Here is a 17,482-nt window from a genome sequence, read left to right on the forward strand (position 1 = left end):
AACTAGTTGGTTCCATTTCGTGCTGCGACTTGTTCATCGATTAAATCATCAAGTAGTGCGCGATAGGCCACTACCCCACGAGAATGACCTGCGAACATCGATGGTGGCAAATGCTCTAATGAGGCATCGCGAAAACGCGTATCAACCGGGATGACATCTCGCCATACGGCATTGCCATATTGCTCTGCTAAACTCACCATGGCCTGATTAGCCGCCTTGGTTCGTTTATCAAACATGGTCGGCACAATCATATAATTGATATTTTGGCTGGGTGATGACTTCATTAACTCAAGGGACATAATCATACGTTCTAACCCCTTAAGCGCAAGAAATTCAGTTTGCACCGGTACCAACACCCGCTCACTGGCTGCGAGCGCATTGACCATAAGTACGCCGAGCACTGGCGGACAATCAACCAAGACCACATCGTAGTCTTGCTTCACCCTATTTAACGCATGTCGTAGGATTAATCCCATTCCCTCAGTATGACCAAACTTTCTGTCGAGAGTCGCCATGGCCATGTTGGCAGGCATGATATCAATGCCATCTATGCTTGTGGCATGAATGCTTTGCTTAACCTGCTCACGGGTTGCTGCGCGGCCGTGGACAAAAACGTCATAACCGGTGTGCTCAAGGCTTTCAACATCTAACCCGAGGTAATAACCAAGTGAGCAATGGGGATCCATATCGACAAGCAGGACGTTGTAGCCGCGATCAGCCATCAACCCAGCTAAGGACACCGCCGTGGTGGTCTTACCTACGCCACCTTTCTGATTGGCGACCGTCCAAACCATCATTGCTCAGGTTCACCTTGGTCAGCCGCTTCGCGACGGGTGGTAATGCGAATACCACCGCCGGGTAACTCGAGGATCTGAACCTCATCATAATCAGGTAACGGCTCGGCTGCTGAATCGTTCGCTTGTTCCGGCGCCGGCTCTGTGTTTTCAGCTGCTACAGGTGCGCCCCACTTGGACACTGCGATATCGACGCGGCGGTTTTCTGCTCGCCCTTCCGCCGTATCATTTGATTGCAGTGGAAAATTTGCGCCATAAGCTTCAACACCCAATAGCTCTGGACGGATCCCTTCGGCAACAATTTGCGTTAATACTTCGACTGCGCGGGCCGAGGACAACTCCCAGTTTGAGCTGAATATTTCATTGCGAATAGGAGACGAATCGGTGTATCCACGAATACGAATGTAATTATCCACAGGCGCTAATACTTTGGTTATCGTCGGTATGATCGCACGTAAATTTGAGGATGGCGCAGCGCTACCGCTGGCAAATAGCAAGTTTGAGTTGAGCGATAACACCAACCAATCTTCCTGTCGCTCGATATCTGCAAAGCCTGAATTCACCAATTCTTGTAACGCTTCATTAAATTCATTTTCTAAGTTCGACAGGCTACTGCCTTGATGCTTCTTGTTGAAATTCACGAGCTCACTACGCCCATCAATCAGATCGGGCCCGCCTTCGGGCCGCAATCCGTGCCCGTACAGCATGTCATCATTTGCTTGCGTCATGATGCCGTCGTTTGGGTTAGGCTCTGCGATAGCGGTATGTTCGGAATGAAATAGATCACCTAATCGACGAGTTAGTTCATCCAGTGATCCTTCACGTGCCAATGCCATGGCATAAAGCACCACGAACAAGGCGAACATTAAGGTCATGTAATCGGCGTAAGAAATTAACCAGCGGTCGAGATGTTGGTCATCCCGGTGTCGATTGCGGCGCTTGTATTGATACACGGTTACTGCCCCAGAAAAGCACGCAAACGTAGCTCAATATTCCTTGGATTCTCTCCGTGAGCAACGGCAACCAGACCTTCAACCATTAATTCCTGATAGTTAACAATACTGTAGATGTGGTAGCGCATTTTATTGGCAATAGGTAGGTAAAGCAGATTAGCAAAACCAACACCGTATATCGTGGCGACAAAAGCGGTCGCGATGCCTACGCCCAGCTGGTCCGGATCGCTCAGGTAATTCATCGCCTGAATTAAGCCAAGTACCGCACCAATAATACCAATGGTTGGCGAGTAACCACCCATGGCTTCATAAGTTTTTGCGGCGTCTAGTTGCAACTCCCGCTGCATCACCATTTCAATATCAAGCATTTCGCGAATGGTGCTGGCATCTGCACCATCAACGAGTAGCGTCAGGCCTTTTTGTACGAAAGGATCGGGTTCATCTAGGATTTGGTTTTCAAGCCCCAACAACCCTTCTTGGCGGCTGGCATGGGACCAAGTAATGATTTTCTCAATACTGTGTTCAAGTGGTAATTCAGGTGGATTGAACATCCAACCTAACTGAGTGATAGCGCGTTTAACCACCACCAATGGCGTTTGCAGCAGCACAGCACCGAGTGTGCCACCCACGACAATGAGAAAAGCCGGAAAACTGAGCAATGCCAGTAAATTCCCGCCTTCCCATACTTGGCCGAGTAAAATAGCACCAAAGCCAATGATCAATCCCAGCAGTGTCGATTTATCCATTTGCCGTTTCTATGACGATTCGTTCCGCGATGTCGTCTAGTGCAATACTGTCTTCTGAGATCCCCGCACTAGCGACGGCTTGTGGCATACCATATACAACACAGCTTGCCTCATCTTGTGCCCAAATTTTAGCGCCATGGGTTTTCAACATGCGGGCGCCATCTCGGCCATCCGCTCCCATTCCGGTTAGCACAATCGCGAGCACTTCACTGCCATACACTTTTGCTGCTGCCCCGAAAGTAACATCAACACATGGCTTGTAGTTCATTTTCTCGCCGCCATCGATGATCTTAATCCGTCCACTAGACGCATTTCCTTCGATCATCATCTGCTTACCGCCTGGCGCTAAATAAGCACAACCTGGTTTTATAGCGTCACCATTGGCTGCTTCTTTAACATTAATTTTGCACAGCGTATTGAGGCGTTGCGCAAATGCGCCGGTAAATGCTGCCGGCATGTGCTGAATCAGGAGTATGGGTAACGGGTAGTTGGCAGGTAAATTTGTTAGCACTGACTGAAGCGCAACAGGACCGCCAGTTGAAGTGCCAATAGCAAGCAACTTGTATGATTTACCGCTCGCGCGGCTTCGACTAACCGGTCGAGATCTCGGTTGCTCCGTTTGCGCTGTCATTGCCGCCGCGCGTTGTTTACGCTCGGCATTGGCTTTTTCCAACGCACTCGTCGCACTGCGAACCGCTTGCTGAGTTGACGAAAGCGAATTACGCACTGGCGACGACGTGCGAGTAACGGGTTTAGGTTGCGCCTTCATGGGACGCAGACCAAATCGACGTCGGGCAATCTCTTTGATTCGTTGTACTAAGAGATTTGAAGCCTCTTTCCGATCGCGCGCAATGTCCTCAAATTTTTTCGGTAAAAAGTCCAGCGCCCCCGCCTCTAAAGCGTCTAACGTGGCCTTTGCGCCTTCGTGGGTCAACGAAGAAAACATCAGAATAGGCACAGGGTTAGCGCCCATAATAGCTTTAACGGCCTCAATCCCGTTCATGACCGGCATTTCAATATCCATGGTCACAACGTCAGGCTTTAATGTACGGACTTTTTCTACGGCTTCCTTACCGTTTACGGCAGAGTCAATAACCTTCAATCCGGCGTCGGCATCAATAATTTCAGTTACACGCCGGCGGAAAAAACTGGAGTCATCGACCACCAAAACTTTTAGCTGCATCAGGTTCTCTCTGTTCTTACGCTTTGCGTGCGTAGAACTTTAATAAGCTTGGTACATCCAGGATAAGGGCAATACCACCATCACTTGTAATTGTAGCGCCTGCCATGCCTGGTGTTCCTTGAAGCATAGTGCCAAGGGGCTTAATCACCACTTCTTCCTGACCAATTAGAGCATCCACCACAAATCCGATTTGCTGCATGCCGACCTGTACGATAACAACATGCCCTTTGCTCTCGCGGTTACGCGTATCCACAACAGCACCACGAACGAGCCATTGTTCAAGATAAAATAATGGGATTGCTCGGTCTCGAACGACGACCGTGACTTGACCATCAACCACATTGGTTTTGCCCAAATCTAGGTGGAAAATTTCATTGACCGAAGCCAGTGGCAAGGCGAAGGTTTGCTTACCGACCACGACCATCAGCGTTGGCATAATGGCTAGTGTCAGCGGAACTTTAATTTCTAGGCAAGTACCCATACCGCGTTCAGAGCTAATATGGACAGAGCCGTTCAATTGGGTAATTTTGGTTTTCACCACATCCATGCCTACACCACGGCCTGAGATATCAGAAATCTCGGTCTTGGTAGAAAAACCTGGTGCGAAAATCAGGTTATAGGCATCTTCATCGCTCAAGCGAGCGGCGGAGTCAACATCAAGAACACCGCGTGAAATGGCTATTTCTTTTAGTTTTTCGGCATCCATACCGGCACCATCATCTTCGATGGTCAACAGAATATGGTCGCCTTCTTGGCTTGCGGTTAATTTAACTTTACCAGTACGAGGTTTACCAGCTGCCGCTCGGACATCAGGCATTTCAATACCGTGGTCAACAGAGTTTCGAACCAAGTGAACCAATGGATCGGCCAAGGCCTCAACTAAGTTTTTATCAAGATCGGTTTCTTCGCCTTCTAACTCTAACTTAATGTCTTTTTTCAAGCTTCGGGCCAAATCACGGACAACCCGTGGGAAACGACCAAACACTTTCTTAATTGGCTGCATGCGAGTTTGCATGACCGCGCCTTGTAGGTCGGCAGTCACCACATCTAAGTTGGCAATGGCTTTCCCCATGTCCTCGTTATTGTGGTTCAAACTCAAGCTTAATAAGCGGTTACGGACCAATACCAGCTCGCCCACCATGTTCATAATTTGGTCGAGACGCGACGTATCAACTCGAACTGTGGTTTCACTCTGTGGCGGTTTGATTGGCGCTTTTTCTTTTGGCTCTTTAGCCACAGGTGCAGATGCTGCCGGAGCTTTTGGTGGTGCCGGCGGCGCTTGTGGTGGCGCTTGTTTGACAGGCTCAGGCTGTGACGGTTGAGCAGCTGCAGGTTCAGCTTTAACAGCAGGCGGCGGTGTTGGAGCTACTGGTTCATCTTTTAGTGTCGGCGAGCCGCCGGCACCGTGCAATTCATCAAGCAACGCCTCGAATTCATCATCTGAAATGGTATCACCGCTGGCAGGAGCGGGCGTTTCAGGTACGGCCGGAGCTGGAGTCTCGGCTGCTGCAGCGCCAAAGCTGCCTTTACCATGAAGCTCATCAAGCAGAGCTTCGAATTCATCGTCGGAAATATCATCGGCGCTGCTAGTCGCGGCTGGTTCGCTAGCGGGTGCTGGCGACGGTTCGACCGGAGCCGTTGCCACAGCGGTTGGACTACCACCGGTACCATGCAAATTATCAAGCAAGGCTTCAAATTCATCATCGGTAATGTCTTCAACAGGACCGATACCGCTGGCGGCTGGAGTTTCAGGGGCTGGCGGAGCAGCAACTGGCTCTGGCGGTGGAGCAACCACAGGGGCTGGCGCTTCTGGTTCAGCGGTAGGTGCTGGCGCGGCGCCTGCAGGTTCACTTAATTGATGTAGCGCCTCAAGCAAAGCTGGATCGGCTGCACTTAATGGCTCTCGCGCTTGCACCTGAGCAAACATTTCGTTGATGCTATCGAGCGTTTGCAAGATGACATCCATCAACTCAGAGGTAACCTGGCGTTGGCCGTTACGCAGAATATCAAAGACGTTTTCTGCACCGTGGCAAGCGTCAACTAATTCGGTTAGCGAGAGGAAGCCGGCGCCACCTTTGACCGTGTGGAAGCCACGGAAGATTGCGTTTAATAAATCGCTATCTTCTGGGTTGTTCTCCAGATCAACTAACTGCTCTTGCAGCAGCTCTAGAATTTCTGCAGCTTCAACCAAAAAGTCCTGCAGGATATCTTCATCTAAATCGAATGACATACTTCAAACTCCCGCTAGAATCCAAGGCTCGATAACAAATCGTCGACTTCATCTTGTCCACTGACCACATCAGTGCGCTCTTCCGCATCGATGACAGGCCCTTCAGCTTCAATGGCGGGTAACGCTGTGGTTACCTTGGCAGCAGGAGCAACGCTCTCAGCTTGAGCCATGGTGCTTTGGTGATCACCAAAGACCTTCAGCATGTGAATTAAGTTGTCTTCAACTTCTCGAACCAGATTGATGACGCGGCGGATCACTTGGCCGGTCAGATCCTGAAAGTCTTGTGCCATTAACACGTCCGTCAACTTACCGTTGAGTTGACTCGTATCGTCATTCGCTTCTTTCAGGAAGGTATGAGTGTCCTGACACAGGCTTTTGAAATCATCGATGGGCATGCGGCCGTCAACAATGCTTTGCCAACGAGGCAGCAAATTAGCAAACGACTCATTTAGTTTGTCAGCAACTGGCAAACTGAACTCCACTGCATCCATTGTCTTGTTCGCCGCCTTTTCTGTCATTTCAATAACATAGTTCAGGCGAGACTGAGCGTCTGGCATATCTGTGTGAGCCAGCTCAGTAATTCGATCATCAAGTTGGAATTCGTTGAGGGCAGTGTGAAGCTGGCGAGTCATTTTGCCGATCTGCTCAAACAAATCACTATCAAGGTTCAATAAGCTTCCGACTTCTTGAAAGCTTTTATCAACGGCTTGATCAATAATTTGATTGGCTTGTTCAGTATCTCCTTGCTCAAGACTTGCAACCAGTGCACGCGCTTGCTCAAGCGAAATCTTCGGCTCTTTCGTTGTTGTCATTATGGCTCCGACTCCGCGGCATCGAAATATCAGGCAATTCGCTCAAAAATCTTATCGAGCTTTTCTTTCAACGTAGCTGCTGTAAACGGCTTCACAATGTAACCATTCACACCAGCTTGAGCGGCGGCCACAATCTGCTCTCGCTTGGCTTCCGCTGTCACCATCAACACAGGCAAATGCTTGAGTTGGTCGTCAGCACGAATGTTTCTCAGCAAATCAATACCCTGCATGCCTGGCATATTCCAGTCAGTGACCACGAAGTCGAAGTCACCATTTTTCAGCATAGGCAACGCAGTGCTACCGTCATCGGCTTCTTGTGTGTTGGTGAACCCGAGATCGCGCAAGAGGTTTTTGATGATTCGCCTCATTGTAGAAAAGTCGTCCACAATCAGGATCTTCATATCTGTATTCAAAGCGAGCCCTCCTACAGGCGCATTTTAAAAATGTTATCGGTTAATCTTGCCAAGACTGAAGTCTGGCTTTCAAGCGATGCATTGCTTGTGAGTGAATTTGGCAGACTCGCGATTCACTCACACTCAGCACATCGCCGATTTCTCTTAAATTTAATTCGTCATCGTAATACAACGACAATACCAATGCTTCTCTCTCTGGCAAAGTTTTGATGGCGTCGACTAAAGATTGCTGAAATTGTTCCTGACTCATGTCATGGAACGGTGTCGATTCCTGTCCTTGCCACTCTGGGTTCAATGCATCTTCCGATACGCCCAGGTCTTCAATGCCAATGATCCGACCACTATTTAGGGTCGCAATGAGTTGGTGGTATTCGGTTAAGCCCATTTCGAGCTTTGCCGCCACCTCCGCATCTTGTGCATCGCGTCCAGTTTGTTGCTCAACGGTTTTAATTGCTTCGGCAACACGCCGACTTTGTTGATGCACTGAGCGCGGTGACCAATCACCACGACGCAACTCGTCAAGCATTGCGCCGCGAATTCGAATACCGGCATAGGTTTCAAACGCGGCACCTTTGCTCTGATCGTAATTTTTAAGTGCTTCAAGCAAACCAATCATGCCTGCTTGAATTAAGTCGTCTACCTGAACGCTAGCCGGTAGCCTTCCTTTTAAGTGATGTGCAATTCGCTTCACCAAGTCCGCATGTTGCCGAACTAAATCGTCCCGCTGTTGCTCCTGGTAAAGGGCAGCTTTATTCACTGAGTGAGTCTTCCTGCTCTCTCGCGGTACCATTCAACAACTGCTCAACAAAAAAGGTCAAATGCCCTTGCGGTTGAGATGGAATTGGCCAAGTTGTCACTTTCGATGCCAATGTTTTATAGGCAATCGAGGCCGCTGATTTTGGAAACTCTTCGACCACAACCTTTTGTTTGCGAACTGCGCGGCGAACATTTTCGTCGAATGGCACAATTGCAACCAACTCTAAAGCGACATCGAGAAATCGATCCGTCACTTTGGTTAACTTGGCGAACAACTCTTGCCCTTCGCGCAGGCTTCTCACCATGTTGGCTACAATTTTGAATTTGAATAGACCGTGCTCGCGATTAAGAAGTTTAATCAGTGCATAAGCATCGGTGATGGAGGTGGGTTCATCACATACAACCACTACCACATCTTGTGAGGCGCGAGAGAAACTCAGCACCATGTCCGAAATCCCAGCTGCTGTATCAACAATTAGGACATCGTAATCATCTTGTAACTCACTGAAAGCTCTAACCAAACCGGCATGTTCAGTCGGTGTTAATTCCACCATGCTGCGCATACCAGACGAGGCTGGAACAATTGATATACCTTGTGGGCCTTCTAACATGATCTCTTCTAGATCACATTCGCCGGAAAGGACGTGAGAAATGTTTTTGTGTACTCGCAAGCCTAACAATACGTCGACGTTTGCTAAGCCTAAATCGGCGTCAAGTACAACCACACGCTGGCCTTGTGACGCTAAAGACACAGCCAGATTGATGGAAACGTTTGTTTTACCTACGCCTCCCTTACCGCCTGTTACAGCAATGACTTTCACCATTTTACGGCGATTCATATTTCTCAACCCTGTTGCTTGGTCCAGTTCCATACTACCTATTTATAGCCTCATATGTTGCTTCCGACTATCTGATGTCTGTGAGTTTGCCTGTACTTTACGCTGACGGCTAGCGGCTAATGTAAATGCTTGTTTAACTAAATAGCTCGCATCGGCAACCCGAAGATCTTCTGGCACTCGTTGACCGTCGCTAAGATACCCGATTGGCATCGCATTTTGAATCGCAACGCTAATGCACTCGCCAAGGCTGAGACATTCATCGAGTTTGGTGAAAATGCAACCACGCAGCGGGATTTGACGGAATTGCTCAATCGCCTCTTGCATCACATCGCGCTGTGCCGTAGCAGGCAACACCAGATAACTCTTTATTTTAACACGGCTATTGCTAATTAATGTATTTAACTGCTCATTGAGACGCATATCACGTTGCCCCATGCCCGCAGTATCAATGAGAATCAGCTTGCGATGGCGAAGTTGGTACAGCTGATCGGCCAATTCATCGGGGTTTTTCGCGCTTCGCACCGGACAGCCTAAGATCCGACCATAGGTAGCGAGTTGATCTAGCGCACCAATTCTATAGCTATCGGTGGAAATGAGCGCAACCTGATCGGCGCCATATTGTGCAGCAAAGCGGGCTGCCAGTTTAGCAACCGTTGTTGTTTTGCCAACACCTGTCGGACCGACTAAGGCCACAACACCGCCTTGGCGTAGAATTTCATCTTCTGTGACGACCAATTGCTCGGTCAGTAATTGCTGCAATTGTTTCCACGCTTCACGTCCCGTGGTGTGTTCACCAATGTAGCAAGCAAACTGATCCGCGAGGTTCTCGGCAATACCCATTTTACAAAGCTGTTTGACCAACATGGCACGAACCGGCTCAGAGCGCTCCATTTCTTGCTTCATTAAGCCTGACAGTTGGTGCTCAAGCAATTGACGCATGGCCAACATTTCTTCTTTCAGTGCTTCGATTTCGGCCGGGTTAGTCGCCGGAGCCGCTGGCGTCGTTGGGGCCATTTCTTGACGCCCACTGACATCAGCAAAGGCTGGGTTAACCGGGCGCTTGGTTTTGGCTGGCGTTTGTTCTAATTGCTGCTGCTGACGTTTTAATAGGCTATGCAGGCTATCGGCAGGCGCTTCTGGTTGACGAGTCGAAGTCGATGGTTTCGTCGGCTGACTCAAGCCAAGTGAAGCCAATTTCTTTTTGAAACCAGACAAATCAATTTTATCGTCAGTCAATTGGCGCTGTGCGGCAGCTTGTTGTTGTAGCGTTTCGATAGCACGTTGAGGAGCAGGTGCTTGGGTATCCGTCTCAGCGTCAATGCCAGCAACCAGCTCAATACCACCAGTTACTTTCTTGCTCGACATGATTACCGCATCGGCACCCATCACTTCTTTTACTTCGGCCAAAGCAGTACGCATGTCTTTGGCAAAAAAGCGTTTCATTTTCACGAGTTAATCTCCTCAAGGTATCCGTTACTGGCCAATCGAGCTGACGATTTTTATTTGTTTGTCGTCAGGAATTTCCTGGTAGGCCAGCACTCGCATGCTCGGAATCGTATTTTTGATAAAGCGCGCTAGGGTGTTTCGCAACACACCGGATGTCAGCAAAATCGCTGGCTGGCCAGCAAGTTCTTGTTGCTGAGCCACTTCTTGCAGTGAACGCTGCATACGCTCTGCAAGACCCGGTTCAATAGCAGCGCCCTCATTTCCGGCGGCTTGGAGAGACTGGTGCAACATTTGTTCCAACTCTGGCAACAGCGCCACAACTGGCAACTCATGCTCCAACCCGTTGATTTCTTGTATAATTAATCGTTTTATTGCCACACGAACGGCAGCGGTTAGAACGTCAGTATCTTGACTCCGAGGCGCATACTCGCGAACCGTTTGCAAAATACTGCGCATGTCTCGAATCGGTACGCCTTCATTGAGTAAGTTTTGCATGACCTTGGTTAAGGTGCTCAGCGGCAGCAGATCGGGCACGAGACCTTCAACCAATTTCGGATATTTACGGCTCATCATGTCCAGCAGATTCTGTACTTCTTCATGCCCAAGCAAGGTTGCCGCTTGGTTCGTGAGCAGCTGGCTCAAGTGAGTCGCAATAACGGTTGAGCAATCAACCACGGTATAGCCAAGCGCCTGTGCTTGTTCGCGCATGTTGGGGTCAATCCACACCGCATCGAGACCAAACGCAGGATCTTTGGTTTTAGTACCGCTCATTTCTCCAAATACTTGGCCCGGGTTGATGGCCATGTCTTTGCCTGGCATGACTTCGGCTTCACCGACAGAAACGCCCATCAATGAGATGCGGTAGTTATTGGCAGGTAGGTCAAGGTTGTCGCGAATGTGAACCGCCGGCACCAAAAAGCCAAATTCTTGTGAGAGCTTTTTGCGAACGCCCTTGATTCGGTTGAGTAATTCGCCGCCCTGACCTTTATCCACCATTGGGATCAGTCGGTAACCGACTTCTAAACCAATAACATCAACGTGCTGCACATCATCCCAAGACAGCTCTTTTTGCTGCTGAGTTTTCACTTGGGTTTGTTTTTCTTTTTCTACTTCTTGAACCTGCGCAGCGGCTTTTTGATCGCGTTTGTGAGTACCAAACCAAGCACCACCAGCAGCAACAAGCGCCAACGACAAAAATGCAAAATGCGGCATTCCCGGCACGATGCCCATGACAAATAAAATACCTGCGCTAATTGCCAACGCCTTTGGACTTTCAAACAGCTGTAGTACAACCTGCTCGCCCATGTCCTGATCGGTATTTTGACGCGTCACCATAATCGCCGCGGCAATCGACAGCAATAACGATGGAATTTGTGCCACCAAGCCGTCACCAATGGTCAACAAGGTATAAATTTGTACCGCTTCGCCAAACAATAATTCGTGCTGCACCATACCAATGACAAAGCCACCGATGATGTTGATAAACAGAATCAAAATACCGGCAATCGCATCACCTTTTACAAATTTACTGGCACCGTCCATTGAGCCGTAAAAGTCCGCTTCTTGGGCAATATCTTCACGTCGTGCTTTGGCCTGTTCTTGCGAGATCAAACCAGCATTCAAATCGGCGTCAATCGCCATTTGTTTGCCCGGCATTGCATCTAAGGTAAAGCGAGCACTTACTTCCGAGATGCGCCCTGCACCTTTGGTTACCACTACAAAGTTGATAATGACGAGAATCAAAAACACCACCAGACCAACAGCGTAGTTACCGCCAATCACCACATTACCGAAGGCTTCAATCACTTGACCGGCAGCATCGCCACCCTCGTGACCTTCCAACAACACTACCCGAGTAGAGGCAACGTTAAGCGCCAAACGAAGTAATGTTGCGACAAGTAGTACTGTGGGAAAAGCAGAAAATTCGAGCGGTCGGCGGGTATACACAGTGACGAGCAACACCACCATGGATAAAGAAATATTAAAGGCAAAGAGGATATCCAGTAGCAGCGGCGGCATTGGTAAAGTAACCATTGCCAGCGATGCCAACACCATGATTGGAACGCCCATGCCTGATAGATTAATACGACCAGATTTAACGTTATCGAAGGTTGCAGCCAGGTTCATTCAAAAACTCTTCAGCGCCAGAATATTGTCATTGTGGGTGATGTCTGCAAAGAGTGCGCCAAGGAAGAACTCGGCATTAAAACTAAAGCGGGTAGGCAATGTGAGAAAGCAAAAACTAGGCGTCAGGCGGCGTTGATTCGTTGGTTGGATGCATTGGTTTACCATCTTGATCGAGCACCAACTCCGTTGGGATATGTTGCTCGACAGACAGAGGTTTTGGACGGGCACCTTTGCCTTGTTGGAACATTTTCAATTGGAACACGTACGCTAAAATCTGCGCCACCGCAGCGAATAGCGAACCCGGAATTTCTCTATCTAGTTCAGTCGTATAAAAGATCGCCCGTGCCAAGGTTGGCTGACGCATGATGGGAACATCATGCTCTCTGGCGAGCTGGCGAATCTGTTCGGCCAGAAAGTCGACGCCTTTTGCGATGACTACAGGGGCTTTGCCACCATTGGTGTCATAGCGCAGAGCCACGGCAAAGTGGTCGGGGTTGGTGACCACCACATCAGCCTTCGGCACTTCCCCCATCATTCGCTGTTGCGCCATTTCCATCTGCACTTTACGAATGCGCCGTTTAATTTCAGGGTTACCTTCAGTGTCTTTGTATTCGTCTTTAATTTCCTGCATCGACATCTTTAATTGTTTGTTGTGATTGTAGATTTGGAACGGCACATCAATCAGTACAATCAGCAACATCGAGCAGCATAAGCCGACAAACATCCATAAAAACAAGGTCATGGCAGACGTAATGTCGTGGGGTGATGCTTTCTCTGACACTTGTAAAATATTAGGAAACAGCCAGGTCAACATCAAAATAGCAACGGAGGCCACCACCAAGAACTTGGCGATCGCTTTGATAAGTTCTACCCCTGCTTGCGGTCCAAACATACGTTTAAAACCCGCGAGCGGAGACAGTTTATTCCATTTGGGGCTAGCGGCTTCAGCACTAATGGTGACACCACCAAGGGCGATAGAGCCGATAAAAGCACAGATAAAAACCAGCGCCATAAAGGCAGACATGGGGCCAAGCAAGCCGCTCATAACGCCAGCTAAGCCATTCAAAAAGGCATGAATATCATAAATTTTGGCACGTTCAATCGTGAACATTTCGATGAACACTTGCTGTACCGCCATCGCCAAGGATTTACCAATCCATAGGAAACCAATAGCACTGGAAATCAGTACTGCTGCGGTGGCCAATTCTTTGGAGCGAGGCACCTGACCTTTTTCGCGTGCCTTCTCCTTTTTTCGGGGCGTTGCCTCTTCTGTTTTTTCCTGATCGCTGTCTTCAGCCATAGCAATTCGAGCTTATGCGCTACGCCTCCTCAACAGTTCAACAGTAACAGATCGCACACCAAATCGAGGTGTCGGTGCCATTGCCGTTCAAAATGAATCGCAAAATTGCCAATGGTCAGCCACAAAATCAGCAAGCCCGAGAGCATGGTAATCGGGAAACCAATAGCAAAAATATTGAGCTGCGGCGCGGCTCTTGTCATCACGCCAAACGAGAAATTAATCAGCAACAATGCCACCACTGCCGACAGCGCCATGCTCAGTGCAGCGGTATACATCCAAGCAGCCCACTCAACAATGGCGAACAAGTTCACTTGTGACAAGCTGTTGATTGCCACTGGCAGTGAGTGGAAGCTTTTGGCGATGGCCATTAACAGCGCAATATGACCATCAAAGGCTAGGAACACCAAGCTAGCCAACAATAAGAAGAATTGGCCGACGGCGGGCACTTGTTGACCATTCATCGGATCAACAATGTTGGCAAATCCTAAACTGGTTTGCATACCAACAATCTGGCCGGCAAGCACGAAACTGGCAATCAATAATTGTGATGCCAAACCGACGGAAAAACCGATAATCATTTCCTGTGCCGTCACAAGAAAGCCCGCAATGGAAAACAATTCAATGTCGGGCATGGGCGGCAGCGTGGGTTGAATCGCCACGGTTAGTGCTACGGCTAACGCAGCACGAATGCGCGCGGATATGTTTTGCGAAGAGAATAACGTCATGGCGGCGAACATGGCACTGATCCGTGCCAGCGGCCAAAGCATGGTCGCTAAAAAATCAAGAATGACCTCAAGCGGCCAATCCATCAGCCAATTACCGTTGGGATCATCTGCGCCAACCGTAATGTAAAGTCCATGATGGTGGCGGTTAGCCAATGCGCACTCGCCATCAAAGCCACCAGCGTGACAATCAGACGAGGCAAGAAGCTCAAGGTTTGTTCGTTAATGGATGTTGCGGCTTGAAACACAGCCACAATTAAACCGATGCCCAAGCTCGGTAAGACAATGACAGACACCATCATAACGATCAGCTTGAGCGCTTCACGAAAGATATCGACAAAGACTTCAGGTGTCATCGTTGCTCCCCTTGCCCTACAAGCCGAAGCTTGTTGCCAGTGTACCCATCACCAGATTCCAGCCATCCACCAGCACAAATAACATCAGCTTGAACGGCAGCGACACAATCATCGGCGACAACATCATCATACCCATGGCCATCAATACACTGGCAACCACGAGATCGATAATCAAAAATGGAATAAACAGCATAAAGCCGATTTGGAATGCGGTCTTGAGTTCACTAGTCACAAACGCGGGTACCAAAACCGTCAGCGGTATACGCTCGCCCGCTGGCACCGCATCAATCCCCGCAATCTCCATAAAGGCTTCTAAATCAGTCGTTCTTGTTTGTGCCAGCATAAACTCTTCCATCGGCACTCGGCCAACGGCAACAGCATCCTGAAACAGCATTTGTTCATTCAGGTAAGGCTCAACGGCTTGGGTATACACCTGATCAAAAACCGGCCGCATAATGAACAAGGTCATGAACAATGCTAGTCCAATAATAATTTGGTTTGACGGTGTTTGCTGTAGACCTGTTGCTTGGCGCAGAATGGACAGCACCACCACAACTCGGGTGAAGGAAGTCATCAGCATCAAGATGGCCGGAATAAAACCAAGCGCGGTCATAATTGCCAGCACTTGTAGGGTGACCGAATAGCTTTGCGAGCCATCTGGATTTGTGGTCACCGTAAACGCGGTAAGACCTGCCGGGTTGTTTTGCACCGCGGCCGCAGGGTCGACCAATGCCGTAACAGCAGGATCTTGTGCCAACACGCTGGTTGAAACCACAAGGAGCAGGGTGCATATCAGTTGGACGAATCGGGTCATGCGTTGCGTCGCCATTGTTTCCTTTGCCATTCTTTCCATTGCCATTCGTTCCGTTGCAATTATTTGCTACGCCATTTTTTACTTAACCAATCTTTACCAAACAATAGCTGAGTGGGCGAAAGCTTCTGAGTTTGAGAGGGCGTTTGTTGAAGTTGCTGCAGTGCATCTGGCAATTGCTCGGCGGTAAATTCGGCAAGGGTATTAATCGCTTGCGCGGTCGCCCCGAGTAGCAGGTAGCGCTCACCAACTTTAATCAGCAACAATCGCTCTTTGGCTCCAATGTGGCGAGTTGCCACCACATCTAGACCGGTTTGGCCCATCAGATTGGTCGGCATAAAACGCTTCCAAAGCCAAGCTAAAGCGATGGCCACCGCCAACACCACCAACAATGAAACAAACATGGCGATGAGCTGATCTACTGAATTTGTTGCTGCCACAAGCAGTTGCCTTTGCTAAACATGTTGCGTTACTGACTATTCAGCAACGCATTGGATTAACGCAATTTTTTAATGCGCTCAGTTTGGCTGATCACATCGGTCAATCGAATACCAAACTTATCATTAACGACAACCACTTCGCCATGAGCAATGAGGGTGCCATTCACCAACACATCAAGAGGCTCACCAGCGACTCGATCAAGCTCGACAACAGAGCCTTGGTTTAACTGCAATAAATTTCGAATGTTGATTTTACTGCGCCCGACTTCCATCGAAATAGTGACAGGAATGTCTAGAATACCTTCAAGTCGGCGCTTGTCTTCTTGGGTAATTTCAGTTTCTTCACTGAACTCTTGTAGTTCAGCGGGCTGCGCTTCTAACGCTTCGTTACCAACACCATCGGAGGTTTGTGCCGCTAGGGCTTCGGCCCATTCATCGGCGACCTGTTGATCATCAATCTTGTCATTGTCGTCGCTCATAAATCCTCCTCGTCCAGGGTTTCTTCAAGCCGTTCTATGTCGGCTTGCCCATCAATCCGTACACCACCGCGGGTGACCAACGCCAGCTCGCTCTTCACGCCAGCAGGACGTTTTATTTTTTCTTTAATTTTCAGCGCCATCATGTCATTGCTACGACCAACAGTGGCACGATAAGACGGTAAATCTTCAACAAACACTGTCGCCGCTTCTGGCATCTCAACGGGAATAACATCCCCGGGTTTATAATTCATGATGTCACGCAGGCTTACTTCGGTGTCTAGCAGTTTGGCATGCACTTCGACAGGCACGTCCATGATTTCATCACGAAGCGCCATCGCCCAGCGCAAATCAGTGTCTTCTTTATCGCTCTGAACACCGGCATCAAGCAGCTCTCGAATCGGCTCCAGCATGGAGTAAGGCATGGCAATATGAAAGTCACCACCGCCGCCATCGAGATCAATATGGAATGACGACACCACCACCACTTCAGTTGGGCTAACAATGTTAGCCATGGCTGGGTTGACTTCACTATCGAGGTATTCAAACTCGCAATCCATGACCGGCGCCCAAGCTTCCTTATAATCAACAAAGACAAGCTTGAGTAACATTTGAATGATTCGACGTTCGGTTGGAGTAAATTCACGACCTTCAATTTTTGCGTGGTAACGACCATCACCACCAAAGAAGTTATCAACCAAGACGAACACCAAACGCGCTTCCATGGTCACCAAGGCCGTGCCTTTGAGAGGGCGGAAACGAACCATATTCAGCGAGGTAGGAACAAACAGGGTGTGAACGTATTCGCCAAATTTAATCATTTGGACGCCATTGATCGACACTTCAGCGGAGCGTCGCATCAAGTTAAATAGGCTGATCCGCATATGGCGAGCAAAGCGTTCGTTGACAATTTCGAGGGTCGGCATGCGCCCTCGGACAATCCGATCTTGCGACGAAAAGTCGTATTCCATGACGCCTTCGGCGCCACCTTCGTCAATCTCGTCTTCTTCGACCTCATCGGCGCCATGCAGTAGCGCGTCGATTTCGTCTTGGGATAATAGATCGGTCACTCGTTTGT

General features: G+C 49.1%; 18 protein-coding genes. All 18 read right to left on the bottom strand.

Features of this window, described 5'->3' with window-relative positions; genetic code table 11:
- Window positions 1-2: 2 nt before the first annotated feature.
- The 18 genes from K0504_RS07025 to fliM all read right to left on the bottom strand — a co-directional run bounded on the left by K0504_RS07025 (window position 3) and on the right by fliM (window position 17,474).
- Entirely contained in the window at window positions 3-797 is a 795-nt protein-coding gene (locus K0504_RS07025; protein WP_220103466.1) for a ParA family protein, read from the bottom strand.
- Window positions 794-1,747 (bottom strand): flagellar motor protein MotB, encoded by a 954-nt coding sequence (locus K0504_RS07030; protein ID WP_220103467.1) that lies wholly within the window; start codon window positions 1,745-1,747, stop codon window positions 794-796. The genes K0504_RS07025 and K0504_RS07030 overlap by 4 nt, the downstream gene beginning before the upstream one ends.
- A gap of 2 nt (window positions 1,748-1,749) precedes the next feature.
- Window positions 1,750-2,493 carry a flagellar motor protein gene (locus K0504_RS07035; protein WP_220103468.1) on the bottom strand — a complete coding sequence of 248 codons (744 nt, stop codon included), beginning with the start codon at window positions 2,491-2,493 and terminating at the stop codon, window positions 1,750-1,752.
- Entirely contained in the window at window positions 2,486-3,676 is a 1,191-nt protein-coding gene (locus K0504_RS07040; RefSeq protein ID WP_220103469.1) for a protein-glutamate methylesterase/protein-glutamine glutaminase, read from the bottom strand. The genes K0504_RS07035 and K0504_RS07040 overlap by 8 nt, the downstream gene beginning before the upstream one ends.
- 16 nt (window positions 3,677-3,692) lie before the next feature.
- The gene (locus K0504_RS07045; protein WP_220103470.1) at window positions 3,693-5,906 is read right to left on the bottom strand and encodes a chemotaxis protein CheA; all 2,214 of its coding nucleotides are present in this window, start codon (window positions 5,904-5,906) and stop codon (window positions 3,693-3,695) included.
- Window positions 5,907-5,920: 14 nt separating this feature from the next.
- Complete coding sequence (locus K0504_RS07050) at window positions 5,921-6,718, bottom strand: protein phosphatase CheZ (protein ID WP_220103471.1); 798 nt, start codon at window positions 6,716-6,718, stop codon at window positions 5,921-5,923.
- 29 nt (window positions 6,719-6,747) lie between these two features.
- Window positions 6,748-7,131 carry a chemotaxis response regulator CheY gene (cheY, locus tag K0504_RS07055; RefSeq protein WP_087505687.1) on the bottom strand — a complete coding sequence of 128 codons (384 nt, stop codon included), beginning with the start codon at window positions 7,129-7,131 and terminating at the stop codon, window positions 6,748-6,750.
- Window positions 7,132-7,171: 40 nt separating this feature from the next.
- Window positions 7,172-7,888, bottom strand: coding sequence for an RNA polymerase sigma factor FliA (locus K0504_RS07060; RefSeq protein ID WP_318837945.1), 717 nt, complete (start codon window positions 7,886-7,888; stop codon window positions 7,172-7,174).
- Window positions 7,881-8,759, bottom strand: a complete 879-nt coding sequence (locus tag K0504_RS07065; protein WP_220103473.1) for a MinD/ParA family protein — start codon at window positions 8,757-8,759, stop codon at window positions 7,881-7,883. Before K0504_RS07065 ends, K0504_RS07060 begins: the two co-directional genes overlap by 8 nt.
- 9 nt (window positions 8,760-8,768) lie before the next feature.
- Window positions 8,769-10,175, bottom strand: coding sequence for a flagellar biosynthesis protein FlhF (flhF, locus tag K0504_RS07070; protein WP_220103474.1), 1,407 nt, complete (start codon window positions 10,173-10,175; stop codon window positions 8,769-8,771).
- A gap of 24 nt (window positions 10,176-10,199) precedes the next feature.
- Window positions 10,200-12,299: a flagellar biosynthesis protein FlhA gene (flhA, locus tag K0504_RS07075; RefSeq protein ID WP_220103475.1), complete on the bottom strand. Its 2,100-nt coding sequence runs from the start codon at window positions 12,297-12,299 to the stop codon at window positions 10,200-10,202.
- A gap of 115 nt (window positions 12,300-12,414) precedes the next feature.
- On the bottom strand, window positions 12,415-13,599 hold the full coding sequence (gene flhB, locus K0504_RS07080) for a flagellar biosynthesis protein FlhB (protein ID WP_220103476.1): 1,185 nt from the start codon (window positions 13,597-13,599) through the stop codon (window positions 12,415-12,417).
- Window positions 13,600-13,628: 29 nt separating this feature from the next.
- Entirely contained in the window at window positions 13,629-14,408 is a 780-nt protein-coding gene (gene fliR / locus K0504_RS07085; protein WP_220103477.1) for a flagellar biosynthetic protein FliR, read from the bottom strand.
- Window positions 14,408-14,677 carry a flagellar biosynthetic protein FliQ gene (locus tag K0504_RS07090; RefSeq protein WP_220103478.1) on the bottom strand — a complete coding sequence of 90 codons (270 nt, stop codon included), beginning with the start codon at window positions 14,675-14,677 and terminating at the stop codon, window positions 14,408-14,410. Before K0504_RS07090 ends, fliR begins: the two co-directional genes overlap by 1 nt.
- 16 nt (window positions 14,678-14,693) lie before the next feature.
- Window positions 14,694-15,491 carry a flagellar type III secretion system pore protein FliP gene (fliP, locus tag K0504_RS07095; protein WP_220103554.1) on the bottom strand — a complete coding sequence of 266 codons (798 nt, stop codon included), beginning with the start codon at window positions 15,489-15,491 and terminating at the stop codon, window positions 14,694-14,696.
- A gap of 59 nt (window positions 15,492-15,550) precedes the next feature.
- Entirely contained in the window at window positions 15,551-15,928 is a 378-nt protein-coding gene (gene fliO, locus K0504_RS07100; RefSeq protein WP_220103479.1) for a flagellar biosynthetic protein FliO, read from the bottom strand.
- A 56-nt stretch (window positions 15,929-15,984) separates the two neighbouring features.
- Complete coding sequence (fliN, locus tag K0504_RS07105) at window positions 15,985-16,407, bottom strand: flagellar motor switch protein FliN (protein ID WP_220103480.1); 423 nt, start codon at window positions 16,405-16,407, stop codon at window positions 15,985-15,987.
- Window positions 16,404-17,474, bottom strand: coding sequence for a flagellar motor switch protein FliM (gene fliM / locus K0504_RS07110; RefSeq protein ID WP_220103481.1), 1,071 nt, complete (start codon window positions 17,472-17,474; stop codon window positions 16,404-16,406). The genes fliN and fliM overlap by 4 nt, the downstream gene beginning before the upstream one ends.
- Window positions 17,475-17,482: the final 8 nt, after the last annotated feature.

The sequence above is a fragment of the Neiella holothuriorum genome (genome assembly GCF_019457915.1).
Lineage (GTDB): Bacteria > Pseudomonadota > Gammaproteobacteria > Enterobacterales > Neiellaceae > Neiella > Neiella holothuriorum.